This is a genomic window from Campylobacter magnus, from assembly GCF_028649595.1.
Taxonomy (GTDB): Bacteria; Campylobacterota; Campylobacteria; order Campylobacterales; family Campylobacteraceae; genus Campylobacter; species Campylobacter magnus.
On the sequence record NZ_JAQSLK010000005.1, the window covers coordinates 127,260 to 149,823 of the forward strand.

General features: G+C 38.8%; 21 protein-coding genes and 1 tRNA gene. 5 read left to right on the top strand and 17 right to left on the bottom strand.

The features are described 5' to 3' along the window. Positions 1-152: 152 nt before the first annotated feature. From serA to PTQ34_RS07035, 8 genes are all read right to left on the bottom strand, one after another. Positions 153-1,727, bottom strand: coding sequence for a phosphoglycerate dehydrogenase (serA, locus tag PTQ34_RS07000; RefSeq protein ID WP_273932836.1), 1,575 nt, complete (start codon positions 1,725-1,727; stop codon positions 153-155). Next, positions 1,724-2,212: a hypothetical protein gene (locus PTQ34_RS07005; RefSeq protein ID WP_273932837.1), complete on the bottom strand. Its 489-nt coding sequence runs from the start codon at positions 2,210-2,212 to the stop codon at positions 1,724-1,726. Before PTQ34_RS07005 ends, serA begins: the two co-directional genes overlap by 4 nt. Positions 2,213-2,277: 65 nt before the next feature. Next, positions 2,278-3,930: a 30S ribosomal protein S1 gene (locus PTQ34_RS07010; RefSeq protein WP_273932838.1), complete on the bottom strand. Its 1,653-nt coding sequence runs from the start codon at positions 3,928-3,930 to the stop codon at positions 2,278-2,280. A gap of 73 nt (positions 3,931-4,003) precedes the next feature. Further along, the gene (locus PTQ34_RS07015; RefSeq protein ID WP_273932840.1) at positions 4,004-5,068 is read right to left on the bottom strand and encodes an epoxyqueuosine reductase QueH; all 1,065 of its coding nucleotides are present in this window, start codon (positions 5,066-5,068) and stop codon (positions 4,004-4,006) included. Positions 5,069-5,071: 3 nt separating this feature from the next. After that, a complete protein-coding gene (locus PTQ34_RS07020) occupies positions 5,072-5,881 on the bottom strand; it encodes a tetratricopeptide repeat protein (RefSeq protein WP_273932841.1) in 810 nt (269 codons plus the stop codon). 20 nt (positions 5,882-5,901) lie between these two features. Continuing rightward, positions 5,902-6,375 (bottom strand): OmpA family protein, encoded by a 474-nt coding sequence (locus tag PTQ34_RS07025; RefSeq protein WP_273932843.1) that lies wholly within the window; start codon positions 6,373-6,375, stop codon positions 5,902-5,904. 100 nt (positions 6,376-6,475) lie between these two features. After that, positions 6,476-7,498, bottom strand: coding sequence for a ribonucleotide-diphosphate reductase subunit beta (locus PTQ34_RS07030; RefSeq protein ID WP_273930372.1), 1,023 nt, complete (start codon positions 7,496-7,498; stop codon positions 6,476-6,478). A gap of 58 nt (positions 7,499-7,556) precedes the next feature. Then, on the bottom strand, positions 7,557-7,742 hold the full coding sequence (locus tag PTQ34_RS07035) for a helix-turn-helix domain-containing protein (protein WP_273932845.1): 186 nt from the start codon (positions 7,740-7,742) through the stop codon (positions 7,557-7,559). 166 nt (positions 7,743-7,908) lie between these two features. Here PTQ34_RS07035 and PTQ34_RS07040 point away from each other — a divergent pair, with 166 nt between their 5' ends. Then, positions 7,909-8,268 carry a hypothetical protein gene (locus PTQ34_RS07040; RefSeq protein ID WP_273932846.1) on the top strand — a complete coding sequence of 120 codons (360 nt, stop codon included), beginning with the start codon at positions 7,909-7,911 and terminating at the stop codon, positions 8,266-8,268. 8 nt (positions 8,269-8,276) lie between these two features. Here the strand turns inward: PTQ34_RS07040 and PTQ34_RS07045 are convergent, their stop codons facing one another. The 7 genes from PTQ34_RS07045 to PTQ34_RS07075 all read right to left on the bottom strand — a co-directional run bounded on the left by PTQ34_RS07045 (position 8,277) and on the right by PTQ34_RS07075 (position 15,384). Further along, complete coding sequence (locus PTQ34_RS07045) at positions 8,277-9,308, bottom strand: ATP-binding protein (RefSeq protein ID WP_273932848.1); 1,032 nt, start codon at positions 9,306-9,308, stop codon at positions 8,277-8,279. Positions 9,309-9,351: 43 nt separating this feature from the next. Further along, positions 9,352-9,942 (bottom strand): ribonuclease HII, encoded by a 591-nt coding sequence (locus PTQ34_RS07050; protein ID WP_273932850.1) that lies wholly within the window; start codon positions 9,940-9,942, stop codon positions 9,352-9,354. Beyond that, the gene (locus PTQ34_RS07055; RefSeq protein WP_273932852.1) at positions 9,935-10,933 is read right to left on the bottom strand and encodes a DUF475 domain-containing protein; all 999 of its coding nucleotides are present in this window, start codon (positions 10,931-10,933) and stop codon (positions 9,935-9,937) included. The genes PTQ34_RS07050 and PTQ34_RS07055 overlap by 8 nt, the downstream gene beginning before the upstream one ends. Positions 10,934-11,042: 109 nt before the next feature. Further along, positions 11,043-12,269 (bottom strand): amino acid permease, encoded by a 1,227-nt coding sequence (locus PTQ34_RS07060; protein ID WP_273932854.1) that lies wholly within the window; start codon positions 12,267-12,269, stop codon positions 11,043-11,045. Between the two features lie 126 nt (positions 12,270-12,395). Beyond that, complete coding sequence (locus PTQ34_RS07065) at positions 12,396-13,940, bottom strand: phosphoethanolamine transferase (protein ID WP_273932856.1); 1,545 nt, start codon at positions 13,938-13,940, stop codon at positions 12,396-12,398. A gap of 338 nt (positions 13,941-14,278) precedes the next feature. Beyond that, positions 14,279-14,842 (bottom strand): D-sedoheptulose 7-phosphate isomerase, encoded by a 564-nt coding sequence (gmhA, locus tag PTQ34_RS07070; protein ID WP_404814920.1) that lies wholly within the window; start codon positions 14,840-14,842, stop codon positions 14,279-14,281. 41 nt (positions 14,843-14,883) lie between these two features. Next, a complete protein-coding gene (locus PTQ34_RS07075; protein WP_273932857.1) occupies positions 14,884-15,384 on the bottom strand; it encodes a hypothetical protein in 501 nt (166 codons plus the stop codon). Between the two features lie 68 nt (positions 15,385-15,452). Here PTQ34_RS07075 and PTQ34_RS07080 point away from each other — a divergent pair. After that, positions 15,453-15,527 (top strand) — tRNA-Glu (locus PTQ34_RS07080). A 327-nt stretch (positions 15,528-15,854) separates the two neighbouring features. Here the strand turns inward: PTQ34_RS07080 and fliK are convergent. Further along, on the bottom strand, positions 15,855-17,624 hold the full coding sequence (fliK, locus tag PTQ34_RS07085; protein WP_273932858.1) for a flagellar hook-length control protein FliK: 1,770 nt from the start codon (positions 17,622-17,624) through the stop codon (positions 15,855-15,857). A 96-nt stretch (positions 17,625-17,720) separates the two neighbouring features. Here fliK and typA point away from each other — a divergent pair, with 96 nt between their 5' ends. The 3 genes from typA to PTQ34_RS07100 all read left to right on the top strand — a co-directional run bounded on the left by typA (position 17,721) and on the right by PTQ34_RS07100 (position 20,660). Continuing rightward, positions 17,721-19,526: a translational GTPase TypA gene (gene typA, locus PTQ34_RS07090; RefSeq protein ID WP_273930383.1), complete on the top strand. Its 1,806-nt coding sequence runs from the start codon at positions 17,721-17,723 to the stop codon at positions 19,524-19,526. 253 nt (positions 19,527-19,779) lie between these two features. After that, entirely contained in the window at positions 19,780-20,136 is a 357-nt protein-coding gene (locus PTQ34_RS07095) for a hypothetical protein (protein ID WP_273932859.1), read from the top strand. Positions 20,137-20,246: 110 nt separating this feature from the next. Further along, entirely contained in the window at positions 20,247-20,660 is a 414-nt protein-coding gene (locus tag PTQ34_RS07100; protein ID WP_273932860.1) for a hypothetical protein, read from the top strand. Positions 20,661-21,294: 634 nt separating this feature from the next. Here PTQ34_RS07100 and PTQ34_RS07105 read toward each other — a convergent pair. Beyond that, on the bottom strand, positions 21,295-22,110 hold the full coding sequence (locus PTQ34_RS07105; RefSeq protein WP_273932861.1) for a DNA ligase: 816 nt from the start codon (positions 22,108-22,110) through the stop codon (positions 21,295-21,297). Positions 22,111-22,564 lie beyond the last annotated feature (454 nt).

Sequence of the window (22,564 nt, forward strand, 5' to 3'; positions counted from 1 at the left end):
AATTTATAGTTTTTATTCTTTTTTACAAATTTTAGAATAGGCGTAGTGTGCTTAAACTAAAAAGCTGCCGCCGTAGCCCTAGAATACGTAATTCAGGGCAAGGCGGTGGCTTTTTAGTTTAAGTCGCAATCCGTCACTAATAACAATTTGTCTTATAGCTCAGCGCAGCGTGCCCAAATGCAAGTCTCTAGCGCATTTAGCTTCGCTAGCACTTCTTTGCTTATTTCTTGGTCTACCAAGATAACAGCCAAAGCCCCACCATCCCCACGGCCTAGGCGGAAATCAGCTATATTGATATTAGCACTTGCTAGAATGCTTGATACATCACGGATAACGCCTGGCACATCAGTGTTTTTAAAGACTATCATGCGACCTTTTGGTTTAAAATCAGTCTTAAAGTCCCCCATAGTAACAATGCGTTGCTCATCATCGCCAAAGACAGTTCCGCCGATTTTTACGCTACCATTATCTGTGGTGATTTGGACGCTGATTTTGTTTTTATATCCACTTGCAGGCTTGGTTTGTATAGCGGTTTGTATACCTTTTTCCTCTGCTACAAAGCTAGCATTTACATAGTTTATCGCCTCTCCAAGGCTACTTTTTAAAGCACCCACCAAAGCAAAGGCTAGCATGTTGTTTGCATGCTCTGCAATATCGCCATTAGCAAAAAGAGTTATATTTTTGATAGCACCCTCGCTAAGCTGAGCGGCAAAATACGCAATCTTGCTAGTTAGCTCAATAAATGGCTCTACATAAGCAGGCAGTTCTTCTGTTTTTATCGGTAGATTTAGAGCATTTGGATAGCAAATACCTCTGGCTGCTTGTATAGCTTGCTCGGCTGCGTCACGCGCTATATTTTCTTGGCTTTCTAGCGTATTTGCGCCAAGGTGCGGAGTCGCACTTACATTTGCTAGATCTAGTAGCGGATGAGTATTGCCTGGTTCTTTTACAAACACATCAATGCCAGCAAAGGCAATTTTGCCGTTTTGTAGATTTTTTAGCAGCGCATCTTCGTTGTATAGACCGCCACGAGCACAGTTTATTAGGCGAACGCCGTCTTTCATTTTTGCGATTTGCTCTTCATCTATCATATTTATAGTTTCTTTGTTTTTTGGCGTGTGAATAGTGATAAAATCGCATTTTAGGATATCATCGAAGTTTTTGGTATATTCTACGCCAACGCTTGTAGCCTTGCTAGGTTCTATATATGGGTCGTAAGTGATGACTTTCATACCAAAGCCTAGCGCTCGCACGCCAACACGAGAGCCAATATTTCCAAAGCCGATTATTCCAAGCGTTTTGCCAAAAAGCTCAGTGCCATACCATTTCTCACGCTTCCAAGTTTTGTTTTGCTGCAAGTCATTTACGCTTGCTACGTAGTTGCGCGCTGAGTTTAGCAGGTGGCACATTGTCATCTCCACAGCTGCGATTGTGTTTGCTGTAGGGACATTCATTACGATTATTCCGTGCTTTGAACACTCATCAATGTCTACATTATCCACGCCCACACCAGCTCTTACTAGTGCTTTTAAGCCAAGAACTGAGTTTATAAACTCTTTACCACAATCAGTAGAACTTCTAGTAATTGCTACATCACAGCCCTTTACAAGTGCTGGGAGTTCGTCTTTTGGGACGCTGGCAGCGTCGATTACTTCGATGTCTTTTTGCGCTCTTAGGATTTCAAATCCCACCGGATGAATAGCATCACAAACTATGACTTTTTTCATTTTAAAGCCTTTATTTTTGAGTTGATATTGTATTGTTTTAGCTCTGTTACAAAGCTATTTGCCGCTGCTGCTGAAGGTGCTGCGATGATAATGTTATGCACATCTCCTACCTTTGCTACGCTCAAATCTATATCCATAGACCTAGCCAGACGCCTCATACAAAATAACGAATAATCCGTGCATTTTGCCACTATTACTTCATAGTTTATCTTTGGGGCTGGCGGGATAGGCTTAGGGTAATTGTCGTTGATTTCTATATGAATGAAATTTACTGGCAAGACCTCTGTGCTAGCTTTAAACTGAGCTACCTTGCTTATCCAGCCACTTGCAGTAGCGGTATTTTCTTGGTTTAGGACATTTGTCTCTATATTTTCGGCGGTGAAATTTAGTGGGCTAACTTGTGCATATTTTAGTAGCAAAAGTCCAGCCATAAAAACAAAAACACCCAAAAACACTAGCGCAAAATACATCACACGAATGTTCAAGCCAAGTCCTTTTTTATCTTAAAAATCTAGAATTCCTAGCTAGGAATTCTAGATTTTAAAACTATCTAGTTTAGCTGTTCTTTGATAATATCACCGATTGTGATTTTATCATCACTAGCAGCGTTAAATTTATCAAGTGCCTCACGCTCTTTTTGAACTCTTAGTTTCTTTTGGCTAAGGCGAATTCTAGCCTTGCTTTTATCAATATCAGCAATAGCTGCTTCAATGCTAGCACCAACGCTTAGCTCATCAGTAGCGTCTTCTTTGCGAATTAGTGCTTCTATGCCACCTTCAAGTTCTACAAACGCGCCAAAGTCTTTTACATCTTTAATGTTGCCAGTTACTTTATCGCCTACGCTGTGCTTGCTAGCAAAGTCTGCAATAGGGCTGTCTTGAAGCTCTTTTAGGCTAAGAGAGATTTTGCCGGCTTTATCATCAATTTTGATAAGTTTTACTTCGATTTTCTCTCCTACTTTTAAGAAATCTTTACATCTCTTGCCTCTATCCCAGCTGGCATCTTCATTGTGTAGTAAACCTTCTACAAAGCTTGATTTTGTAGGAATTTTCACAAAAGCACCAAACTCAGTTGTGCTAACTATCTCGCCTTTTAAAATATCGCCTGCTTTATGCTCAGCTTTAAACTCATCAAAAGGCTTAGCAAGAAGATTTTTTAAACTCACTCTTAGGCGGCGAGTGTCGTGGTTTATCTCAATAACCTCTACATCAATGCTCTCGCCTTCTTTGATAAAGTCTTTTGGATTGCTGATATTTTTATCCCAGCTAATCTCGCTAATGTGTAAAAAGCCCTCTACATCATTGCCAAGGTCTACAAATGCACCATAAGGTTCGATATTACTAACAGTTACGCGTATAGCATCGCCTACGCTAAGACCTTCTTTTATCTCACTCCATGGATCTGGCTGAGCGGCTTTGATCGATAATGAAAGGTGTTTTTTATCTTTATCGTAGCTAATGATTTTCACATCCACGCTATCGCCTTCTTTGTATAGCGAAGCTGGATTGATAGGGCCTTTGTAGCTGATTTCTTTATAATGAACTAAGCCATCTGCGCCACCTACATCAACAAACATTCCATAGCTTGTGATTTTTTTGATCACACCAGTTACAACCTCGCCAGTGCGTGCTGCAATTTGCTCCAAAGCTTCTTTGCGCTCTTTGCGACCTGCATCGCTCATGCGGCGTTTTGAAGCTACGATACTATTTTCCTCAGCATCTACTTTGATAACTTTTACTTTTGTTATAGTTCCTACATTTGTCTCTCTCATTTGCGAACGAGGGATGAAAAACTCTACGCCATTTTCATCATATGCTACATATCCGCCTTTATTTTTGCTAGCGATTTTTACTTCAAATACATTTTCAGCATTTTCATCGTATTTTGCGATAAAATCAGCTACTTTTGATTTAGCAAGAGCTTTTTTGTGTGATACTATCGGGCGACCACCTCTTGAGCCTGTGATTAGAACTTCGATTTTATCGCCAATTTTGTATTTTAAAGAGCCGTCGTTTGCTGTGATTTCGCTGATATCCATTACTCCATCAGATTTTTTGCGAACATCGACTAGGACTTCATTGTCCTTGATATTGACAATTTCACCTTCGCATAGAGAACCGTTTGATTCTTTTTTGAAAGACTCTTCAAGTAGAGTTGCGAAATCCTCATCGGTTTCGTGGATTTGGTGTTTTTGTACCGCCATGGTATTTCCTTTAATTTTTATTTTGTAAGTCGCCGATTTTAGCTAATTTTTACTTATTTTTTGCTTTGTTAGACTAAATTTTTGAAAGAATTTCAGTAGTGCTAGAAAATGACAAACTTTTTAGTTTTAAAGTATAATTTGCGGTTTTTATCTTATCCAGCACGATTATAGGGTTGTTTGAGAGCATTCCGCTTAGCTTTTGACGCGCTTTTAACTCTTTTTTTAGGCTTGGGGCGCTAAAATACAGCTCTTTTGTGCTTTTATACTTAGTTTTTGCGATTTTATTAAAAGTTTTTAAATCTACTAGCCAAATATAGTCTTTCGCGCAAGCGATATGAGCTTTTTTTTCAAGCTTAAATGAGCTTTTTTCTTTTGGTAAAAGAGAGCCAAAAAGGATGTAGCTAGGCTTAATTTTTGAATCTATTTCGAGACTTGCGCTAATTAAACGGTAATTTTGAATTCTAGTTTTTCTAAGCTCAAAGGTGATATTACTTTTTTCGTATTTTTCTACTTTTTTATAAAGTTTTATTCGCTCTAATGCGCTTGCTGGCTGGATTTGCTTGCTTATAGGACAGCTAAGCTCGCTTAGATATGCCTCAGTCCTGCACATATTTAGAGCGTATAGACAGCCGCAGTAGTTTTGGTGATAGAGTTGTTCTTTTTTGGCATTGGCAAATTGTTCGATAGTGCCTCCGCCTTTGCGAAAATCAGGGGCAAGATACTCTATATTATATTTTTGCGAGATTTCTTTTAGGCGATTTTCTAGAAGCTTAAACTCTTTTTTTGGACTCATTAAAAGTGTGGTTGTAATACACTTTTTGCCAAGTTCTAAAGCCTTTTTGGCAGTATTTTCAAGGCGAAAATCAAAGCAATATTTACAGCGCTCGCCTTTTTCAGGCTCATTTTCAAGCCCTTTTGTGCCTTTTAGCCAGCTTTCATAGTCGTATTCGCCAGCAATTAGAGCAATTCCCAGTTTTTTACATGAGCGTTTTACATCATTTAGGCGCAGCAAATACTCACTATAAGGATGGATATTTGGGTCGTAGAAGTAGGCTGTGATTTTACTTTTATCCTGCGTAGCGCAAAGGCGTTTTAAAAAATAATCGCTATCTACGCTACAGCAAATATGAACTAGCATTGCTTAATTGCGAGTTGGCGCTACTTTTGCCTCAGCGCTATCTGGATAGGCTTGTTTTAGCGCAGCGTAAAACTTATTTGCGTTTGCAGTATCGCCGATTTTATCACAGCTAATTGCAGTGTGATAAAGTAGTTTTGGCATATAGTTGCCTTTATCATATAGATTCACACTAGCTCTGTAATAAGGAATAGCATCAGCGTATTGTTTTGAATGGTAAGCGATTTCGCCTAGCATAAAGTTAGCATAGGCTGGCTTATAGTTTTTATCTAAAAGCAAGGCAAAGGCTTTTTTTGCATCGCTATACTTTTTATCTTTGTAAGCTTTATCAGCAAGGTCTAAAACGGCTTTTGGCTCAATTTTAGTTATATCTGGGGCATTTTCTTTTGCTACAGATTTTGTTTGTTCTTTAGAGCTTTTTTTCTCTTCTTGCTTGCTATCTCTTTTTTTATCAGTTTTTTCGGTTTTTGTCTTAGTTCCCATAGCAGCACCTAGTGCTTTTACAGCCTCGGTTAGCTTATCAAGCTTTTCGCTTTGTTCTGCTTGGCTTTTTTTGATTTGTTCTATTTGGACGCTGATATCGTCTTTTAGAGCACTTTCTACATCACCTATTCTGATACTTAGTTTTTGATTAGCTTCGCTTAGTCCACCTACTACGCTTTGTAAGCCTTCGATATTTTGCTTAGCGTCTACTATATCAGACTGAGCATTTGATATAGCTTCATTTTGGGCGGTCTTGCTTTTAAAAGCTGAAGTTTCTGCGCCAAAAAGAGAGCTAGCCCCTAGCAGGGCTAGCAAGATAAGATGAAATTTCATCAATTATCTCTTTTTAGAGCTTATTGCATTACTCTAAATTCGTCGCGACGATTTTGAGCATCGCAAGCTTTTGAACGCTCAGTGCAAACTGGTTTGCTCTCGCCATTTGAAGCGATTTCGATGCGACTCTCGCTTACGCCTTGAGCTACTAGAGCATCTTTTGCAGTTTTAGCGCGTTTTACGCCAAGAGCGTAGTTATACTCATCAGAACCCCACTCATCGCAGTTACCCTCTACAAGAACACGAAGACCCATTGCATCGCCACTATTGAATAGAGCAGCATTGCTATTTAGTGCGCCTTGTTGGTCAGCACGGATGTTGAACTTATCAAAGTCAAAATAGATATTTTGAACTCTGCTGTTAATTCCGTTGATAATGCTAGCCATGTCTTTGCTATACATATCGTTGTTTGTAGTTGTAGTTGGAGCTTTTGAGCTACAACCAGCCATGAAAATAGCTGCGAAAACCGCAGACAAGAAAACTAATTTTTTCATTGTTTTACCTTTGTTTAGAATTGCAAAAGCGCATTATATCACACTTTTATTTTTTTAAAGCTAAAAACAAACTTAATTTTAGCTATTTTTATATATTTTTTTAAAAATCATCAAAACTTAGGCTACCTTTGCTGTAATTTGTAACCTTGCTTTCAAAAAAGTTGCTTTTTTGATCGTTAAATTTACTAAAATCATCCACCCATTTAATAGGATGCTTAGCATCATAAAGTTTTTTTAGCCCTATTGATGTTAGGCGGTTATCTACTAGGTAGTGGATGTATTCTGTGATTATTTCATCAGTTAAGCCCATGATTTGGTTTTGAGTTATGTATTTGCCCCACTCGATTTCTAGCTCACCAGCTTTTCTAAACATATCATAGATTTTCTCGCAAAGTTCATCGGTAAATAGCTCAGGGCGTTCTTTTCTCACGCTATTTATCATGTTTTGAAAAAGCAGTAGATGCGTAATCTCATCTCTTTGGATAAAGCGTATCATTTGCGCAGAACCTAGCATTTTGCCTGCCCTTGCAAGCGCGTAAATAGCAGAAAATCCGCTGTAAAAATAAATTCCTTCTAAAATTTGATTTGCCACCATTGCTAAAAGTAGCTTTTCATCAGTTACCTCGCCTGCTAGCTCTTCATAAACGCTTGAAATATAGTCATTTTTACGGCGCAAAACCTCATCGTGCTTTTCCATTTCATAAATTAGATCGGTATTATCGCAGATTGCCTCTACCATTACAGCGTATGATTTGCTGTGATTTGCCTCTTCGTAGGCTTGGCGAGCCAAAATCGCATTTATCTCAGGGGCTGTGATATAAGGATTTATATTATCAGCTAGGTTGTTTGTCTGAAAGCTATCCATAGAAATAAGCTGGCTCCACACTAGATCATACATGCGTTTTTCATGCGCTGTGAGATTAAAGGCGTAGTCTCGCACATCATCAGTGGTATCTACTTCTTTTGGAAACCAAGTGTTTGCCTCCATTAGATCCCAAAGTTTTAGCGCCCACTCGTATTTTGCCTTTGTGAAATTTAGAATTCCGTGTGGATTGCCGTTAAATACCTTGCGTTCGCTAAGGCTCTCTGTGCTTGCTGGATTGTAAATCTTTTTTCTTTTCATTTAGAATTCCTTAAGTTTTTTAAAATGCAAATTGTAACTAAGTTTAACTTAAATTTCTTTAATTATAGTTGTTTTGATTTTTTAGCTTCTCTAGCCTTTCTAAGTGTTCTTTGTTTTCTTTAATTATATTTTCTACTTCAAGTCCAAGCATTATGGTTTTATACAAATTTGGTCTAGTTTTTCGCCAGTTTCTTAGGGTCTGTACATCTACACCAAGGTATCCTGCTATATCTCGTTTTGTCATTTTTCACTCACAATTTTTAGCGAAATATAAACAAAAGCAATTTAAAAGCTAACAGCATAATATTTATTCTTTTTTAGATAAAAAATAAGAAATATTATATTTTTTAATTTTTATATAAGGTTTTACTAGATAAAATTCTGCTGCAATTTAAAAAAAAGGAGTATAAATGCTAAATAGCGAAAATTCACTTTTACCAAAGGTTTCAGTGGAGGAAAAAGAAAAGATAAAGGAAATGATTAAAGCAAAAAAATCTTTTTGTGTAGTTGGAGCTAACAATACATCTACAGTAGCTGGAATAATTGAAGGGATGGTTGAGACAGCTGGTTTTAGATGCAGAGTTTATACCTCTAATCGTTCTTTGGGTATGGCAGCAGCTTTAATACCTACTGGTATAACGCAAGTGACAGGACTTTTTACAGCACTAGGGATAGCAGCTCATAATTTAGTGACAGCTTTTCCGGATTACAAAATAATAAAATGTTTAATTGATAATCAAGTTTTGGTGCTGTATGATAAAAAAGATTAGTATTCTTGCTACTCCAAATACCCCACAGCAAAGGTGGCAAAGCTCATAAAACGCACTACGCAAGAGCTTAGGTTCCCGCTTTTTGCTGTGGCGTTTGAGATTATTATTATTTCTTTTATTTCATCGTTTGCTAGTTTTTTTGCCCTTAGAAGTGCTAGCTCAGGTGGCAAAAACGGCAAAACTAACACTCCAGCCCTACTTTTAGGCAAGTAAAAATCAAACTCGCCTTTAAAATAAACCTGCTCTCCAGTTTTTGCAAGCTCGCAAAATACCATATTTTCAATGATTTTTCTAGGATTTTTGCCAAGCACAAAAAGCTTGCGCAAAGCAAAATCACAAAAATACATACGCTTAAATCTAGAATTCTCATCATAATTTCTAGCAAAAGCGATTATTCCTTTATCTTCTAAGGCTTCAAACTCGCTATAAAGAGCGTTTTTGCTAAGTTTACTCTTTTCTTTAAGCTCTCTAAAAACAGCTATTACATTAAAGTTTAGGCTCTCATACAAGCAATTTGCGCTAAGTGCTTTTAAGCCAAGCTCGCTAGTATTTGCAAAAACTGAGTAAGCCAAAAGCTCTCTGCTAAGCGCAGTTGGCAGGGAATTCCCACTACTCATAAAAGCCGCAAATGCCGTGCTTTCATCGCTATTTTTGCTAAAAGCAATGAACTCTTCAAAATCAAGCCCACTAAGCAAAACGCTCTCAAAACCAGCGATTTTAAGGCTTTTTTGCCTAGAAATTAGCAAAATCTCATCACAATCTGGCAAAATTTCAGGATTTACTTTAAGATTATCCACGCAAAGTGCGCTTATATTTTGCTGGCGCACAAACTCGCAAAGTGCTTTAAAATCAATATTATAGCGCAAGTCGCTAGCATCAATGTAAAAAGCATTTTTACGCTCACTGCACCACTTAAGCCCTAGGCTAGTTTTACCACTTAAAATAGAGCCAAAAAGCAAGGTCTTAGCACTTTTTATTTCAAGCTTTCGTGGGATAAAGCTACGCTCTTTTGGCTGATTTTCATATAAAAATTTTAGCATTTATTCTCTTTTTTACGGAATTCCAGTTTTACGGAATTCTCTTTTACGGAATTCTAGAATTCCCTTTTAGCTTAAAGCTTTTTCTAGTTAGCTCGTTTGCGCCGTATTTTGCTAAGGCGTCTTGGTGTGCTTTTGTGCCATAGCCTTTGTGGATTTCATAGCCAAACTCAGGGTATTTTTGCCCCCAAGCCCTCATAGAGCGGTCACGGCTTACCTTTGCGATTATGCTAGCAGCTGAGACTTGTGCTACCTTGCTATCAGCCTTTACTAGCGTGGAGATGCCGCTTACGCCGTAGTTACAATTACCATCGTAGATAAAAGAGCAGTCTTTAAAATGTGCCTTTATCACCCTTAGAGCTCTTGCAAGGCAGGCTGAAAGCCCTAGCTCATCAATAATAGTATTTCTAAAATAAACCACGATATAATCGCATTCCTTCGTGATTATATCAAAGATTTCTTCTCGTTTTTTCTCGCTTATTTTCTTAGAATCATCAAGCAAGCCAAACTCGCTAAAACCATCCCCAAAAGCGCATCCTGCCACAGCTAGCTCTCCAGCCAAGGCACCACGCCCAGCCTCGTCAATCCCACAAATACGCCCTAAAATCTCAGCCCCAAACAAAGAGTTTTCAAACATTTTTTTCTTTTTTATTTAGCAAAACTGAGTGTAAAAACGCAAGCACAATAAGCGCAAAGCTAAGCGTGCCTGTAATGATCTCGCCCACTTCACTAAAGAGATTTATAAACATTATTATAGCAAGGGCTAAAATCGCATAATGCGCCCCATGCTCTAAAAATCTAAACTCGCTTAAAGTGCCTTTTTCTACCATATACAGCGTAAGTGCTCTAACAAAAAATGCGCCTATACCAAGACCGATCATAATAATAAATACATTATTACTCATCGCAAATGCGCCTATAACACCATCAAAGCTAAATGACGCATCCAAGGTCTCTAGATACAAAAACCCAGCAAGCCCTGTTCTAGCCGCACTTTCATTTGCACTAGACTCGTCCCCACCTAGCCACTCAGACAAAATTCCTAAGCTCATATGTGCCAAAATCGCAGCAAAATACGCAATAGCACAGCTTATCTGCCCCACAAAATACACGATAAAAACACCAAGCAAAATCGCCACAAACACGCTAGCATTTTTTGCTCTACTTAGTGCTAGCATTACTTTATTACTCTCAATTAGCGGTATCCAGCGAATGCTACGCCCAGCAAAGAAAAACTCCAAAGCCACCATAAGCAAAAACGCCCCACCAAAGGTATAAATCTCCATTTTGTTAGCTTCTAAATGCTCGTGGTAAGCGGCTATATCGTTTATAGCAATGTTTAATGTCTCAAGCAGACTTATACCAGCAGCCACGCTAACGATAATAATAGGAAAGGCAAAACGCATACCAAAAACTGCTATAGGTATACCCCAGATGATAAAACGCCTTCTCCACACCTCGTCCATGCCGCCTAGCACCTTAGCATTTACCACAGCATTATCAAAGCTAAGGCTAATTTCTAAGATGGCAAGCAAGGCGCAAATATACGCCCCAGCAATCCCAGCAAAATACCACACAGCCCCAACACCCACAAGTGAAATTGCAAATGATGAATAAAAATATTTCACAATAAATCCTTTTTAAATTTAGTTTTAGGAATTCTAGAATTCCTACCTAGGAATTCTAGAATTTGCTCGTAGGAATTCTAGAATTCCCTAGAAAAAATTCTAGAATTCCCTAGAAAAAATCTTTAATTACATTAAAGCCAACAGTACAAATCGTAACCGCCCCAAAAATGAAAATAAAAGCATCCGCCCAAATATTGCGGTATTTTTTCAAACTAGGCACGCTATAAAAGCCAATTACCGGCAACAAAAACAAAATCCCAGCAATAATAGGACCAGTTAGATTATCAATTATCCCAATAATGCTAGGGTTTAGATACGAACAAACCAGCATCAAAACATAAAAAAGCAAATCGCAAAATCTACTTAGAGTCTTTGGCTTTGGTGCAGGTTTCCCCGCTAGCTCGCAGCCTTTATCCACAAGTCCACAAAAGCCCTCCCTAGCACCAAAATAATGTCCAAAAAAGCTAGTAGCAATCGCCAAAAAGGCAATCACAGGCGCACTATATCCTATAAAATCATTATTAAGCTTGATAGCAAAGTAGCTAACTACTGAAATATTTAGCTCTTTTGCCTTGGCTAAATCATCGCTACTCAAACACATGAGCGAAGAAAAAACAAAAAACATTATGAAAAAAAGTAGCAAAATAGAGTTTAAAAACAGCACTTTTTTGGCTTTTTCTATGCCCTTATCCTCGCCGTATCTGCGCCGCATAGAACTAGCAAAGGTTGAAACTGCTGGCGTATGCTCAAAAGCAAAAGCCAAAATCGGCAGGGCAAAAAAGCAAGTAAGCAAAAAATCACTCCAACTAAACTCTACACTAAAAACGCCAAAATCCCAAAACTGTATCAAATACAGTGAAAAAACTAGCAGTATCACGCACAGCGGATAAACTAGCGCCTCACAAACCCTAATTACCAAATCTTCTTTTAGCACCATTACAAGCATAAGAAAAGAAATAAGCGCAAAAACCACAAGGGCGCGTGAAATATCCATCATACCAAGCTGATTTTGCGCAAAAGAGATTATGGTATTTGTAATGCCCACGCCATACATCACACAAGCTGGCAAAAAGGCAAAAAAGTAAAGCGCAGTAATGAAAAAACCGACCTTAGCCCCGTAGTACTCACGGCTTACATCGCTGATATCGCCCTTGTGCCCAAAGCAATATCTACAAAGCCCCCAGTGGCTAAAATACACCATCGGCAAGGCAATAATCATCATAAAAAACACTGGATAAATGCCACTTACCCCAGTCTTGATAGGCAAAAAGAGTATCCCAGCCCCAACAGCTGTGCCAAAAAGACTCATCACCCAGCGAAAATCATAAAAACCCATTTTTAACCTAAAATCTTTTTTTAAAGATTTGAATTATAGCAAAATTTTAAAATTGAAGCAGAATAAATCTAGAATTCCTACTAGGAATTCTAGATTTTGCCTTAGGAATTCTAGAATTTGCTAAGCCTATCTTTCAAACATATCAAGATTTTTGTCATAGTATTTGCTAGAAACGCCAAAATGCCCTAGCAAGGTGTGAAAAATATTATCTTGGCTAAAACTCACACCTTTTTTAATCCTACTCATCAAATCAGCATTTTTGCTATAAAACATGAGCGGCACATGCGTTTGCTCATCAGGAGCGATAGCATAAGGCAGTCCGTGTAAATAAATGCCATTTTCACCAAGACTCTCACCGTGGTCGCTAATATAAATAAGCGAGCCCTCAAAGCTCTCGTTTTTTTCAAGCTCAGCTATAAACTCGCTGATTAAATAATCAGTGTATAAAATCGTGTTATCATAAGTGTTTATTATCTCATCGCTACTACATTTTGCCAAATCGCTTGTATCGCAAGTTGGCGTGAATTTTTTCATCTCATTTGGATAGCGCTGATAGTAGGTAGGTCCGTGCGAGCCAAGGACATGAAGCACGATTATAGCGTCTTTTGGCTGATTTTCATAGTTAGAGAGCTGATTTTTTAGCGCAGTGATTAAAATATCATCAAATTCCTTGCCAAAATACAGCCACGGCACTCTATTACACACGCCTTTACAGCCGCCGTTATTATTGCCATACCAGCTCACATCCACGCCTGTACTAGCCAAAAAGTCAATAGCATTTTGCGCATTTATATCATCATCGTAAGCCACTCTTGGCATATGAGAAAACATACACGGCACAGAAACAGCAGTTAGCGTCCCGCAAGAAAGAGCCTCAAAATACGCCGCTTTATTAGCAGCTACAAAAGGCTTTGTGTAGGCGTTTGTGTCGTTTTTGCTATATCCTAGCGCGCTATAACTTGCTGCTCTTGCAGTCTCGCCAAGCACAAAAACTAGTAGTTTTGGCTTGCTAGCATCATTTGGAATTCTAGTAGCGTCTGCGGCTATCATTTCAAGTGGCTTTGGCGGACTTAGTTTTGAATTTAGCGCCCTAGCAAAAGAAATAATCGGATAATACGGCAAATGAAGCTTTTTTAGATTTGAGTTGTTGCGGAAAAATGGAATTACGCTTTGAGAGTTTAAAAGCACAAGCACGCCAGCAAAACTAAGGCTAAGCACAAAGCCACAAAAGCCCCGTAAAAACGCTGTTTTAATGCCTTTTTTATACTCTATTTTTAGGGCTATTAAAAGCCCTATTGGCAAAATTACCAAAAAAAGCGTCCATAAAATAAGCTTGAAGTTTAGGTAGCTGAAGGCTTCTTTATTATCAGTTTCTAGCACTGTTATCATCATGTCTTGGTTTAGCAAGGCGCCATAATTATACATAAAATACGCACTAAAAGCACTTACTGCGATAAAAAATGAACCTGTGATTTTAATAAGCCTTGGAGGTGCGAGAACATAAAGCGTAGAAAGTAAGATAAAAAACACCCCAGCAAAGATAGTAAAGCCCAAAAGCACGGGATCTTCAGCCTTTTTAAGCCCGTCCAAAACAGCAGCAAAAAACACAAAGTTTAAAGCACACAAATACGCCGCAAGCGCAAATAATACCTTATGATAACAAATTTTCACAAATAACCTTTTTTTTAAGAATAATTTTAATTTAGAAAGGTAAATTTTTTGATAATTTCTAGGGAATTCTAGAATTCCCTACTAAATTTTAAAATAAAATCTAGAATTCCTAGTAAAATTTAAAATAAAATCTAGAATTCCTAGTAAATTTTAAAGTAAATTCTAGAATTCCCTAGAATTTGTCAGTCTTTACAACTCTGGCTCTAAAACGGCTCTAAAATTGCGAGGCGATTTTTGCTCTCACGCGCCTGTCGCACGCCGAAGATAAAATAATAAATTCACCAAGTGCGCAGCAGTAAAAAGCCTCCGCAAAATGAGCCTATAAAAAGGCAAATGCCTTATTTATACGCCTCATCTGTCGCCATACACAGCGTATGAATTACCAAAATATGCATCTCTTGAATGCGCGCAGTATCGCTGGCTGGGATGATAATAGAGCACTCGCACAGCCTGCCTAGCTCGCCACCATCACGGCCGAGCAGACCAAGGGTTTTTGCGCCGATTTTTTTGGCTGCGTTTATGGCCCCTACAACATTTGCGCTATTTCCGCTAGTTGAGATGCCTATTAGCAAGTCATTTTTAGCACACAAGGCTAGAGTTTGCCTTTCAAAAACCATATCAAAGCCATAGTCATTGCCGATAGCTGTAAGTGCGCTAGTATCGGTGCTAAGGGCAATTGCTGACAAAGGGGTTCGCTCGGTTTTGTATCTGCCAGTTAGCTCGGCTGCGAAGTGCTGGGCATCAGCTGCGCTGCCACCATTTCCGCAAATTAGCACCTTGCCACCGCTTTTTAGCGTATTTGCTACAAGAGCGCAAGCCTCGTTAATTTTATCATTTAAAGCCTCCATTAGCTTTGCGGTCTCTAAGTGTGCTCTAAGTTCTGCGCTAAAAAAATCTTTCATCTTTTATCCTTAAAATTTTTTAAGCAATTCTAGCACAAATTTTAAAATTCTTTATCATTACTAGCTCTAAACTCGATTTTTGCTTTTTTGCTTTTAAAACTTGTTTTATCAGCGCAAACCTCGTAGCTAATATCAGCAAAACTTTGGCTAAATCCGCCACAAAGATTAGGCTGTGGTTTTCTATTATAAAGTGGTTTTGAGGCAATTACATCAGCTAAAATATTTTCATAGTAAATATCGCCTAGAAATTTCACATTAAAGTCTTTTGGAGCGTAACAAGTGCTATTTACACAGATTTTCTCAGCGATTTTTAGCTCAAAAAGCCCAGCACCAGCTGAGTAAATCTGCACCTTTAGAGCATTTTTGTTAAAGTGAATAAAACCAGCATCATTTATACGCACAAGTGGCGAAATAATCAGCATTTGCACAGCCTTACTCTCATATTGCTCGCTGTTTTGCGCTGGATTTTTACTAGCACAAGAGATAAAAAATAGCGCAAAAAAACTAAGCGCAAAAGCCCTAAAAAACAGCATTTTTTTCATATTTTCTCCATTTTATATATTTTTAAGCAAAACTTGGTATAATTCCAGTTCTTTTTTAAAACCGCTGTGGCCCCTTCGTCTAGCGGTTAGGACATCGCCCTTTCACGGCGGTAACACGAGTTCGAGTCTCGTAGGGGTCACCACTTCAAAAATTATAAATCTATTTTTTAAATATTTTTTATCAATCAAAGAATCAAGAGTAAAGTAATAATATAGGAATTCTAGAATTCTAAAACCCCAAAAAATAAAATTATAGAATTCCCAAGGAATTTTAAAATCTAGAATTCCTTAGAAATTCTAGATTTTTTAAAAACCCAAATTCTAGAAATTTTAAATTCCAGAATTCCCTAGAAATTCTAGAATTCCAAAATCTCAAAAAATAAATTCTAGAATTCCCTAGAAATTCTAGAATTCTAAAACTCCAAAAAATAAAATCTAGAATTCCCTAGAAATTTTAAATTCTAGAATTCCTATATATATCTAGGTAAGACGATTTCTAGCGTACTCTCGCCACTGCCTTCAAACTCATTTATCATAACACCATCTTCGTCGCTCTCATAGCTTTTTTTGGCTTTGTTGCCGCTATGCTGCGCGTTGCTACCTTCTTTGTGGTCGCTAAAGCTCATTTGTATATCGCTAAAGCCCATATTTACAAGGTTTGCCTTAAACTCAGCTTGGTTTTGTAAAAACAAAGCCATGGTCGCATTTGCGCTAGTTACATTTACATGTAGGTTGTTTGCGCGTGCTATCATGGTAATATTTACCTCTCCAAGCTCTGCTGGGTGCAGCTGGAGATTTACGCGAGTTACTGGCGGCTTAAACTCGCTGATTTTTTCTACCATTTGGGCAGCAAAGGTGCGAACGCTATTTTGTTGTATATCACGGCTGATGATTTTATCTTGCATTTTTAGCGCAGTTATCATGTCTTTAAAGTTATTATCGCTTAGGCGGTTTTCTATCGCATCGCCAAAGCTAGGGCGGCTCTCACCGCTGGGTTCGCTTTGCATATCAGCTGGCATCTCAGCACCGCTTGGAGCGGTGGTTTCTATCGCAGAGGCCGCCTTTTTGCTAATGCTATTTAGATAGTTTTGTATATCAAAGGCTTTTAGCTCATCAACTTCGCTTTTTGCCACCTTTGGTGCGCTTGGCAGTGGGCTTGGAGCAATTTTTGGCTCTATTTTTTGCTCTTTTTTGCTCTCATTTAGCATAGCTGCGATTTTTGGCTCTTTTGTGCTTTTCTCAGAGTTTTTTAAAAGATCTTTTAGATCAGTAGCTGCTGATTTTTGCTCTACTTTATTTTGGACTTTTTCTGCAATCTCGTTTGCGCTTTGTTTTGGAGCTTTTGTTTTTATATCATCGCCATTAAGTAGTCCCTTTAGCCCACTTTCTTTTGGGGCAGTTTTTGGGGTTTTTGTAGCTTCTAGTTCGGCTTCTTTTAGCACCTGAGTTATGCTCTTTGGCGCAGTTTTACCAAGCAGGCTAGCTAGCAGTACTGGCTGGGCTGGTTTAGCATTTTTTGCGCTAAGGGCAGCTTGATTTAAGCTTACATCAATAGGCTTAAAGAAATTTGCCTTATCTAGTGCTGGAAATTTTGATTTTAGAGTGCCTAGAGCCTCGTTTGTAATGCTTAGTTTTTCTAGTCCTAGTTTTAGTTTTTCTGCGATTTTTAGCAGGTCTTTTAGATCTTTTACATCTTTTAGCTTGGCTAGGTTTTCTTCTATGCTAATTAACTTTTCTAGGCTGGAGCTGATTTTTGCGATATTTGGTGCCTCACCGCCAAAAATGCCCTCTAATACGCTTAGCACTTGCATAAAACCTTCATCATTTATAGCTTCTTGCTCTGGCATATTTTCTGTGCTTGCGTCACCTTTGCTTGCACTTAGTTCGCTAAGTGCCACGCTTTTGCCTTCTTCTGCTTCTAGCGCTGCATCGCCTATTGCTTGCTCGCTAGAGTTTTGGCTGCTAGAATTTTCGCTGATTTTTTGGCTATTTTGTTCGCCAAACTCAGCTTGAGGCGAGTTTTGGCTAGAATTTTGTGTGCTTTGCGTGTTTTGCGAATTGCTTTGTGGGGTTTTGTTCTCATTTGATACATTTGAGCTAGTGTGGCTAGTATCTTTGCTTAGACTAGCTAGCAATGCGCCCAAAAAGTCGCCATTGCCACCTTCGTTTTTCTTTTGGGTAGCACTTTGGATTGCGCTTTGTTCGTTTTTTGAGCTTGCTGTGGTTTGAAGGTTTAGCATTTTTCACTCCAAAAAAATATTTTTTTGATTTATATGCAAAAATTATTCCAAATTTTAGCTATAATAAGAGCTTTTAAAAATATCCAAGGAATTTTCATGAGTAATATTCGCAATATCGCCGTTATCGCACATGTCGACCACGGCAAAACTACAATGGTAGATGAGCTGCTAAAACAATCAGGCACTTTTAGCGAGCATCAGCAAGTCTTAGAGCGCGTGATGGACAGCAATGATATAGAAAAAGAGCGTGGAATCACAATATTAAGTAAAAACACTGCTATTAGATATAAAGACTATAAAATAAACATCATTGACACTCCAGGACACGCTGATTTTGGCGGTGAGGTTGAGCGTGTGCTAAAAATGGTTGATGGCGTGCTTTTGCTAGTTGATGCGCAAGAAGGCGTTATGCCGCAGACTAAGTTTGTCGTTAAAAAAGCTCTTAGTCTAGGACTTCGCCCGATTGTGGTAGTAAATAAAATTGATAAGCCAGCAGGCGACCCAGATAGAGTGGTAAATGAAATATTTGATCTTTTTGTAGCGCTTGGGGCAAATGATGAGCAACTAGAATTCCCAGTAGTCTACGCAGCTGCTAAAAACGGCTATGCTAAGCTAGCGCTTGAAGATCCAAACGAAAATATGATCCCACTTTTTGAGACTATTATCTCTCATGTGCCAGCACCAAGCGGGGCTGATAGCAATCCACTTCAACTTCAAGTTTTCACGCTGGATTATGATAACTATGTGGGCAAAATCGGTATCGCTAGAATTTTTAATGGCAAAATCGCAAAAGGCGCAAATGTAATGCTAGCAAAAGCCGATGGCACAAAGACAACTGGCAGAATTAGCAAGCTAATAGGCTTTATGGGGCTAGAGAGAACTGAGATAAACGAGGCTGGAACTGGCGATATAGTAGCAATCGCTGGCTTTGAGGCTCTTGATGTAGGAGATAGTATAGTTGATCCTGCTAACCCTGCCCCACTAGATCCACTTCACATTGAAGAGCCTACTTTAAGCGTAGTTTTTGCGGTAAATGACGGGCCTTTGGCTGGAACTGAGGGTAAGTTTGTAACTAGCAATAAAATCGCTGAGCGCTTAGAAGCTGAGATGAAAACAAATATTGCTATGAAATACGAAAATGTGGGCGAAGGTAAGTTTAAAGTAAGCGGTCGTGGTGAGCTACAGATTACGATTTTGGCTGAGAATATGCGCAGAGAGGGCTTTGAGTTTTGCCTTGGTAGACCTGAGGTTATTGTGCGTGAGATTGACGGAGTTAAATGCGAGCCTTTTGAACACTTGGTGATTGATGCGCCTGATGATTGTACTGGCACTGTGATTGAAAAACTTGGCAAAAGAAAGGCTGAGATGAAAGCGATGAACCCAACAGGCGATGGGCAAACTAGAATTGAGTTTGAAATCCCAGCTCGTGGGCTTATAGGCTTTCGCTCGCAGTTTTTAACTGATACAAAAGGCGAGGGCGTGATGAATCATAGCTTTTTGGAATTTCGTCCGCTAAGCAGTGGCGAGATACGCCGCAGCAATGGTGCGCTAATAAGCATGGAAAACGGCGTAGCACTTGCGTATTCGCTATGGAACTTACAAGATAGAGGCGTGCTGTTTTGCTCTCCGCAAGATAAGGTCTATGTGGGTATGATAATAGGCGAGCATAGCCGCACAAACGACCTTGAAGTAAATCCTATCAAAGGCAAGAACCTAACAAATGTGCGTGCTAGCGGAAGCGATGATGCTATCAAGCTAGTTCCACCACGCAAAAATACGCTAGAGCGTGCCTTAGAGTGGATAGAAGAAGATGAGCTAGTAGAGGTTACGCCTGAGAATATCCGTGTTCGCAAACGCTATCTTGATCCAAATGTGCGTAAAAGAATGAGCAAAAAAGACTAGGGTTTGCTTAAATTGTTATTAGTGACGGATTGTGCTTGAACTAAAAAACCGCCGCCTTGCCATGAATTTCGTATTCTACGGCTACGGTGGCGACTTTTTAGTTCAAGCACACTACGCCTATTCTAAAATTTATTTTATTTTTTTTTGCTGTCTTTTCTAGGGAATTCTAGATTTTGTTAGGAATTCTAGAATTCCTTTACTTAAATTTCACAATTTTGCTCTAAAATTCACTCAATTTTTTAAAGGAGAAAACATGAAAAATCTAAAAATCATTGTTGCAAGTGCTTTGCTTGCTAGTTTTGCCTTTGGTGCTGATGCTAAAGATGTGGCGGCAAAAAGCTTTGAGCTAAGTAAACAAGCAAGCGAGCTAATGCAAAAACTTGGCAAAATCTGCGAGCAAAAACAAGCTTTGATGATGGATGCTACAAAGGACATGAGCGAAGCGGACGCAAAAAAATTCCGCAAAGAATACAAATACGAAATGCGCCAAAACATGGCTAAGCTTGGCAAGGACGAGGAGTTTTATCCATCTGCTTGCAAGGTATTTATGAAGGGTGCTAAAATGCCAAATTGCAAAGGCGGAAACTGCCCAGCAAGACCTATGAATTAAGCTAGCAAAACTTTTAAGCGAGATTTTATTTAGAGTAAATCTCGCCCCAAAATCCCCTTTTTACTTGACTAAAACAGCCCAAAATACTATAATCATTAAAAAGGATAAAAATGGATAGTTCAAATCTTTTTATGATGCTTGCGGCGGTGATTTTGGTCTCAAGTCTTATTTATTTTAACATAAACAAAATTAGCGATGAAATAGATGAACAAGAAAGCAAAAATGGCTTTGGCAAACAAAACAAAAGCGCAGAGTTTGAGCATTTTTGCGACCTAGCTATAAGAGAGATCGAGCTTATCGCAGATGATGAGAGCACGGCTGAGAGTCTAAAAGAATCTTTAGGCGATTTTAGCAGAGAACTGCGCCACATCGCTAAAATGAATACAAATAGCTCTGAGCAAGTATGGAGCCAAAAAATCGCCGATGTGCTAATCCGCCTTGATGGCCTACTTCGCTCGCAAGGCAAAGACATGCTAGCAGATGCCTTGCAACACAAACTAAAAAGTGAGTTTAGTAAGATATAGTAGTTTTTTTGGTGCTGCTCTTTTAGCGAATTCTAGGAATTCTAAAATTCCGTCATTGCGAGGGAGCAAAGCGACCAAAGCAATCTCTATAAAAATCACCCACCTTTATTACTTATGTCATCCCAACATGCCTTGTGTCATCCCCCGACTTGATCGGGGGATCTCATTTAAAATTCCGTCATTGATGGGAGAGCAAAGCGACCAAAGCAATCTCCAGAAATTCTAGTTTTCTGGGGGTTAGGGGGTTTCTTTTAAGCAAAATTTAGAATTCCCCAAGGATAAATTTAGAATTCCCCAAAAACGCAGATAAAGCAAGAGAATTCTAGATTTTAGCGGGGGTTTTAAGGGCCCCAAGGGTTAGGGCGTAGCCCTTATAAAATTTGCGGGGCTAGGGGCTTGCCCCACTAAAGCGAGCATAATTCTAGAATTCCCAAGAATAAATTTGGAATTCCTAAGGATGAATTTAGAATTCTTAGAGATTGCTTCGCTTCGCCCCTTAATGACGAAAATTCTAGAATTCCATATAGAGATCCCCCAAAGGGGCTGGGGGATGGCAAAGTAGAGAATTCTAAAATTCCCTAAGATAAAAGACACCCCCTAGCCCCCAGAAAACTAACTCTTTGGCAAATAAAACTTAGCGTAAATCAGTTCTTTTTCTCAAAAACACTCCAAAGCGAGGTTTTTTATTTTTGGTTAGATTTTGGTATTTGTAGGTGATGATATCGCCGGTTTTAAGGCAGTTTTCTTGTGGCGCTGATGCTTTGCAGATTTTTAGGCTGCCAAAGCCAGAGCCGATTTTAAAGGTATTTTTGCTGTCCTTGCACTCCACAGAGCCAACCACGCTATTTTCATCTTTTCGTGGCTTTATGCTAAGCACCTCACACTCAGCGTCGTAAAACTTTTTTAGCTTCATTATGCTGCTTTGGCGGCCGTCTTTATAAGGCGCATTTGGGTCACGCACGACTACGCCCTCGCCGCCATCTGCTGTGATTTTATCTAGATAATCAAAAGCCTCTTTTGTACTTTTTATTTTTATTTGTTCTATGATTTTTATTTGCGAGCCTTGATTTTTGGCTAAAAAGTCCTTAAGCGGTGCTAGTCTAGTGGGCAAATCGCCCTTGGCTCCGGGCGCATCAAAGATAAGATATTCAAGCTCGTCCCAGTCCTCATCGCAGCGTGCGGTGATACTAGCGGTTTTTTCAAAAGCACCTAGCCCAGCGTAGAGTTCGCCATCAATGCTAAAAGGCGGCAGCTGTGAAATGAAGCTTTTTGGGGCACAAAACTCTTTGCCTTGGCGTGATTTTAGCTTTTTTCCATCCCAGATGGCTCGCACGCCATCATACTTTTGGCTCATCACCCAGCCAGAAAGCTCTCTGCCATCGTAGTTTTTAAGCAGCATTGCAGCATTTGCAAATATTACATTAAGTATTATTAAAAATAAAAATTTCATAATTTTAAAATCTAAAATTCCTAAACTAGAATTCCTACTTAGACTTACTAGGAATTCTAGATTTTCTTAGCAATTTTTCTTAGGAATTCTAGAATTCTCTAAACTAGAATTCCTAATCTAAAATTCCCAAAGAGAATTCCTACTTAGATTTACTAGGAATTCTAGTTTTCTAACTAAATTTAAGCTAGGAATTCTAGAATTTTTAAACTAGAATTCTTAATTTAGAATTCTTAAACTAGAATTCCTAACCACCCCCCCCCCCAAAAAAAAGCCCAGGAATTCTAAAATTCCTAATCTAGAATTCCCAAAGAGAATTCCTACTTATATTTACTAAGAATTCTAAAATTCCCAGCAGAACACAGCAAGCTTACTTTACAATAATCTCATCTTTGATATTATTGTAAATACCCTCACCTATGCCTTTTACCTTTTTAATCTCATCAGTGCTTGTAAA

Coding starts and splice junctions, on each gene's coding strand:
- serA (WP_273932836.1), bottom strand. CDS start 1,727: ATGAAAAAAGTCATAGTTTGTGATGCTATTCATCCGGTGGGATTTGAA.
- PTQ34_RS07010 (WP_273932838.1), bottom strand. CDS start 3,930: ATGGCGGTACAAAAACACCAAATCCACGAAACCGATGAGGATTTCGCA.
- PTQ34_RS07015 (WP_273932840.1), bottom strand. CDS start 5,068: ATGCTAGTTCATATTTGCTGTAGCGTAGATAGCGATTATTTTTTAAAA.
- PTQ34_RS07020 (WP_273932841.1), bottom strand. CDS start 5,881: ATGAAATTTCATCTTATCTTGCTAGCCCTGCTAGGGGCTAGCTCTCTT.
- PTQ34_RS07025 (WP_273932843.1), bottom strand. CDS start 6,375: ATGAAAAAATTAGTTTTCTTGTCTGCGGTTTTCGCAGCTATTTTCATG.
- PTQ34_RS07030 (WP_273930372.1), bottom strand. CDS start 7,498: ATGAAAAGAAAAAAGATTTACAATCCAGCAAGCACAGAGAGCCTTAGC.
- PTQ34_RS07035 (WP_273932845.1), bottom strand. CDS start 7,742: ATGACAAAACGAGATATAGCAGGATACCTTGGTGTAGATGTACAGACC.
- PTQ34_RS07040 (WP_273932846.1), top strand. CDS start 7,909: ATGCTAAATAGCGAAAATTCACTTTTACCAAAGGTTTCAGTGGAGGAA.
- PTQ34_RS07045 (WP_273932848.1), bottom strand. CDS start 9,308: ATGCTAAAATTTTTATATGAAAATCAGCCAAAAGAGCGTAGCTTTATC.
- PTQ34_RS07050 (WP_273932850.1), bottom strand. CDS start 9,942: ATGTTTGAAAACTCTTTGTTTGGGGCTGAGATTTTAGGGCGTATTTGT.
- PTQ34_RS07060 (WP_273932854.1), bottom strand. CDS start 12,269: ATGGGTTTTTATGATTTTCGCTGGGTGATGAGTCTTTTTGGCACAGCT.
- gmhA (WP_404814920.1), bottom strand. CDS start 14,842: ATGAAAGATTTTTTTAGCGCAGAACTTAGAGCACACTTAGAGACCGCA.
- PTQ34_RS07075 (WP_273932857.1), bottom strand. CDS start 15,384: ATGAAAAAAATGCTGTTTTTTAGGGCTTTTGCGCTTAGTTTTTTTGCG.
- fliK (WP_273932858.1), bottom strand. CDS start 17,624: ATGCTAAACCTTCAAACCACAGCAAGCTCAAAAAACGAACAAAGCGCA.
- typA (WP_273930383.1), top strand. CDS start 17,721: ATGAGTAATATTCGCAATATCGCCGTTATCGCACATGTCGACCACGGC.
- PTQ34_RS07095 (WP_273932859.1), top strand. CDS start 19,780: ATGAAAAATCTAAAAATCATTGTTGCAAGTGCTTTGCTTGCTAGTTTT.
- PTQ34_RS07100 (WP_273932860.1), top strand. CDS start 20,247: ATGGATAGTTCAAATCTTTTTATGATGCTTGCGGCGGTGATTTTGGTC.
- PTQ34_RS07105 (WP_273932861.1), bottom strand. CDS start 22,110: ATGAAATTTTTATTTTTAATAATACTTAATGTAATATTTGCAAATGCT.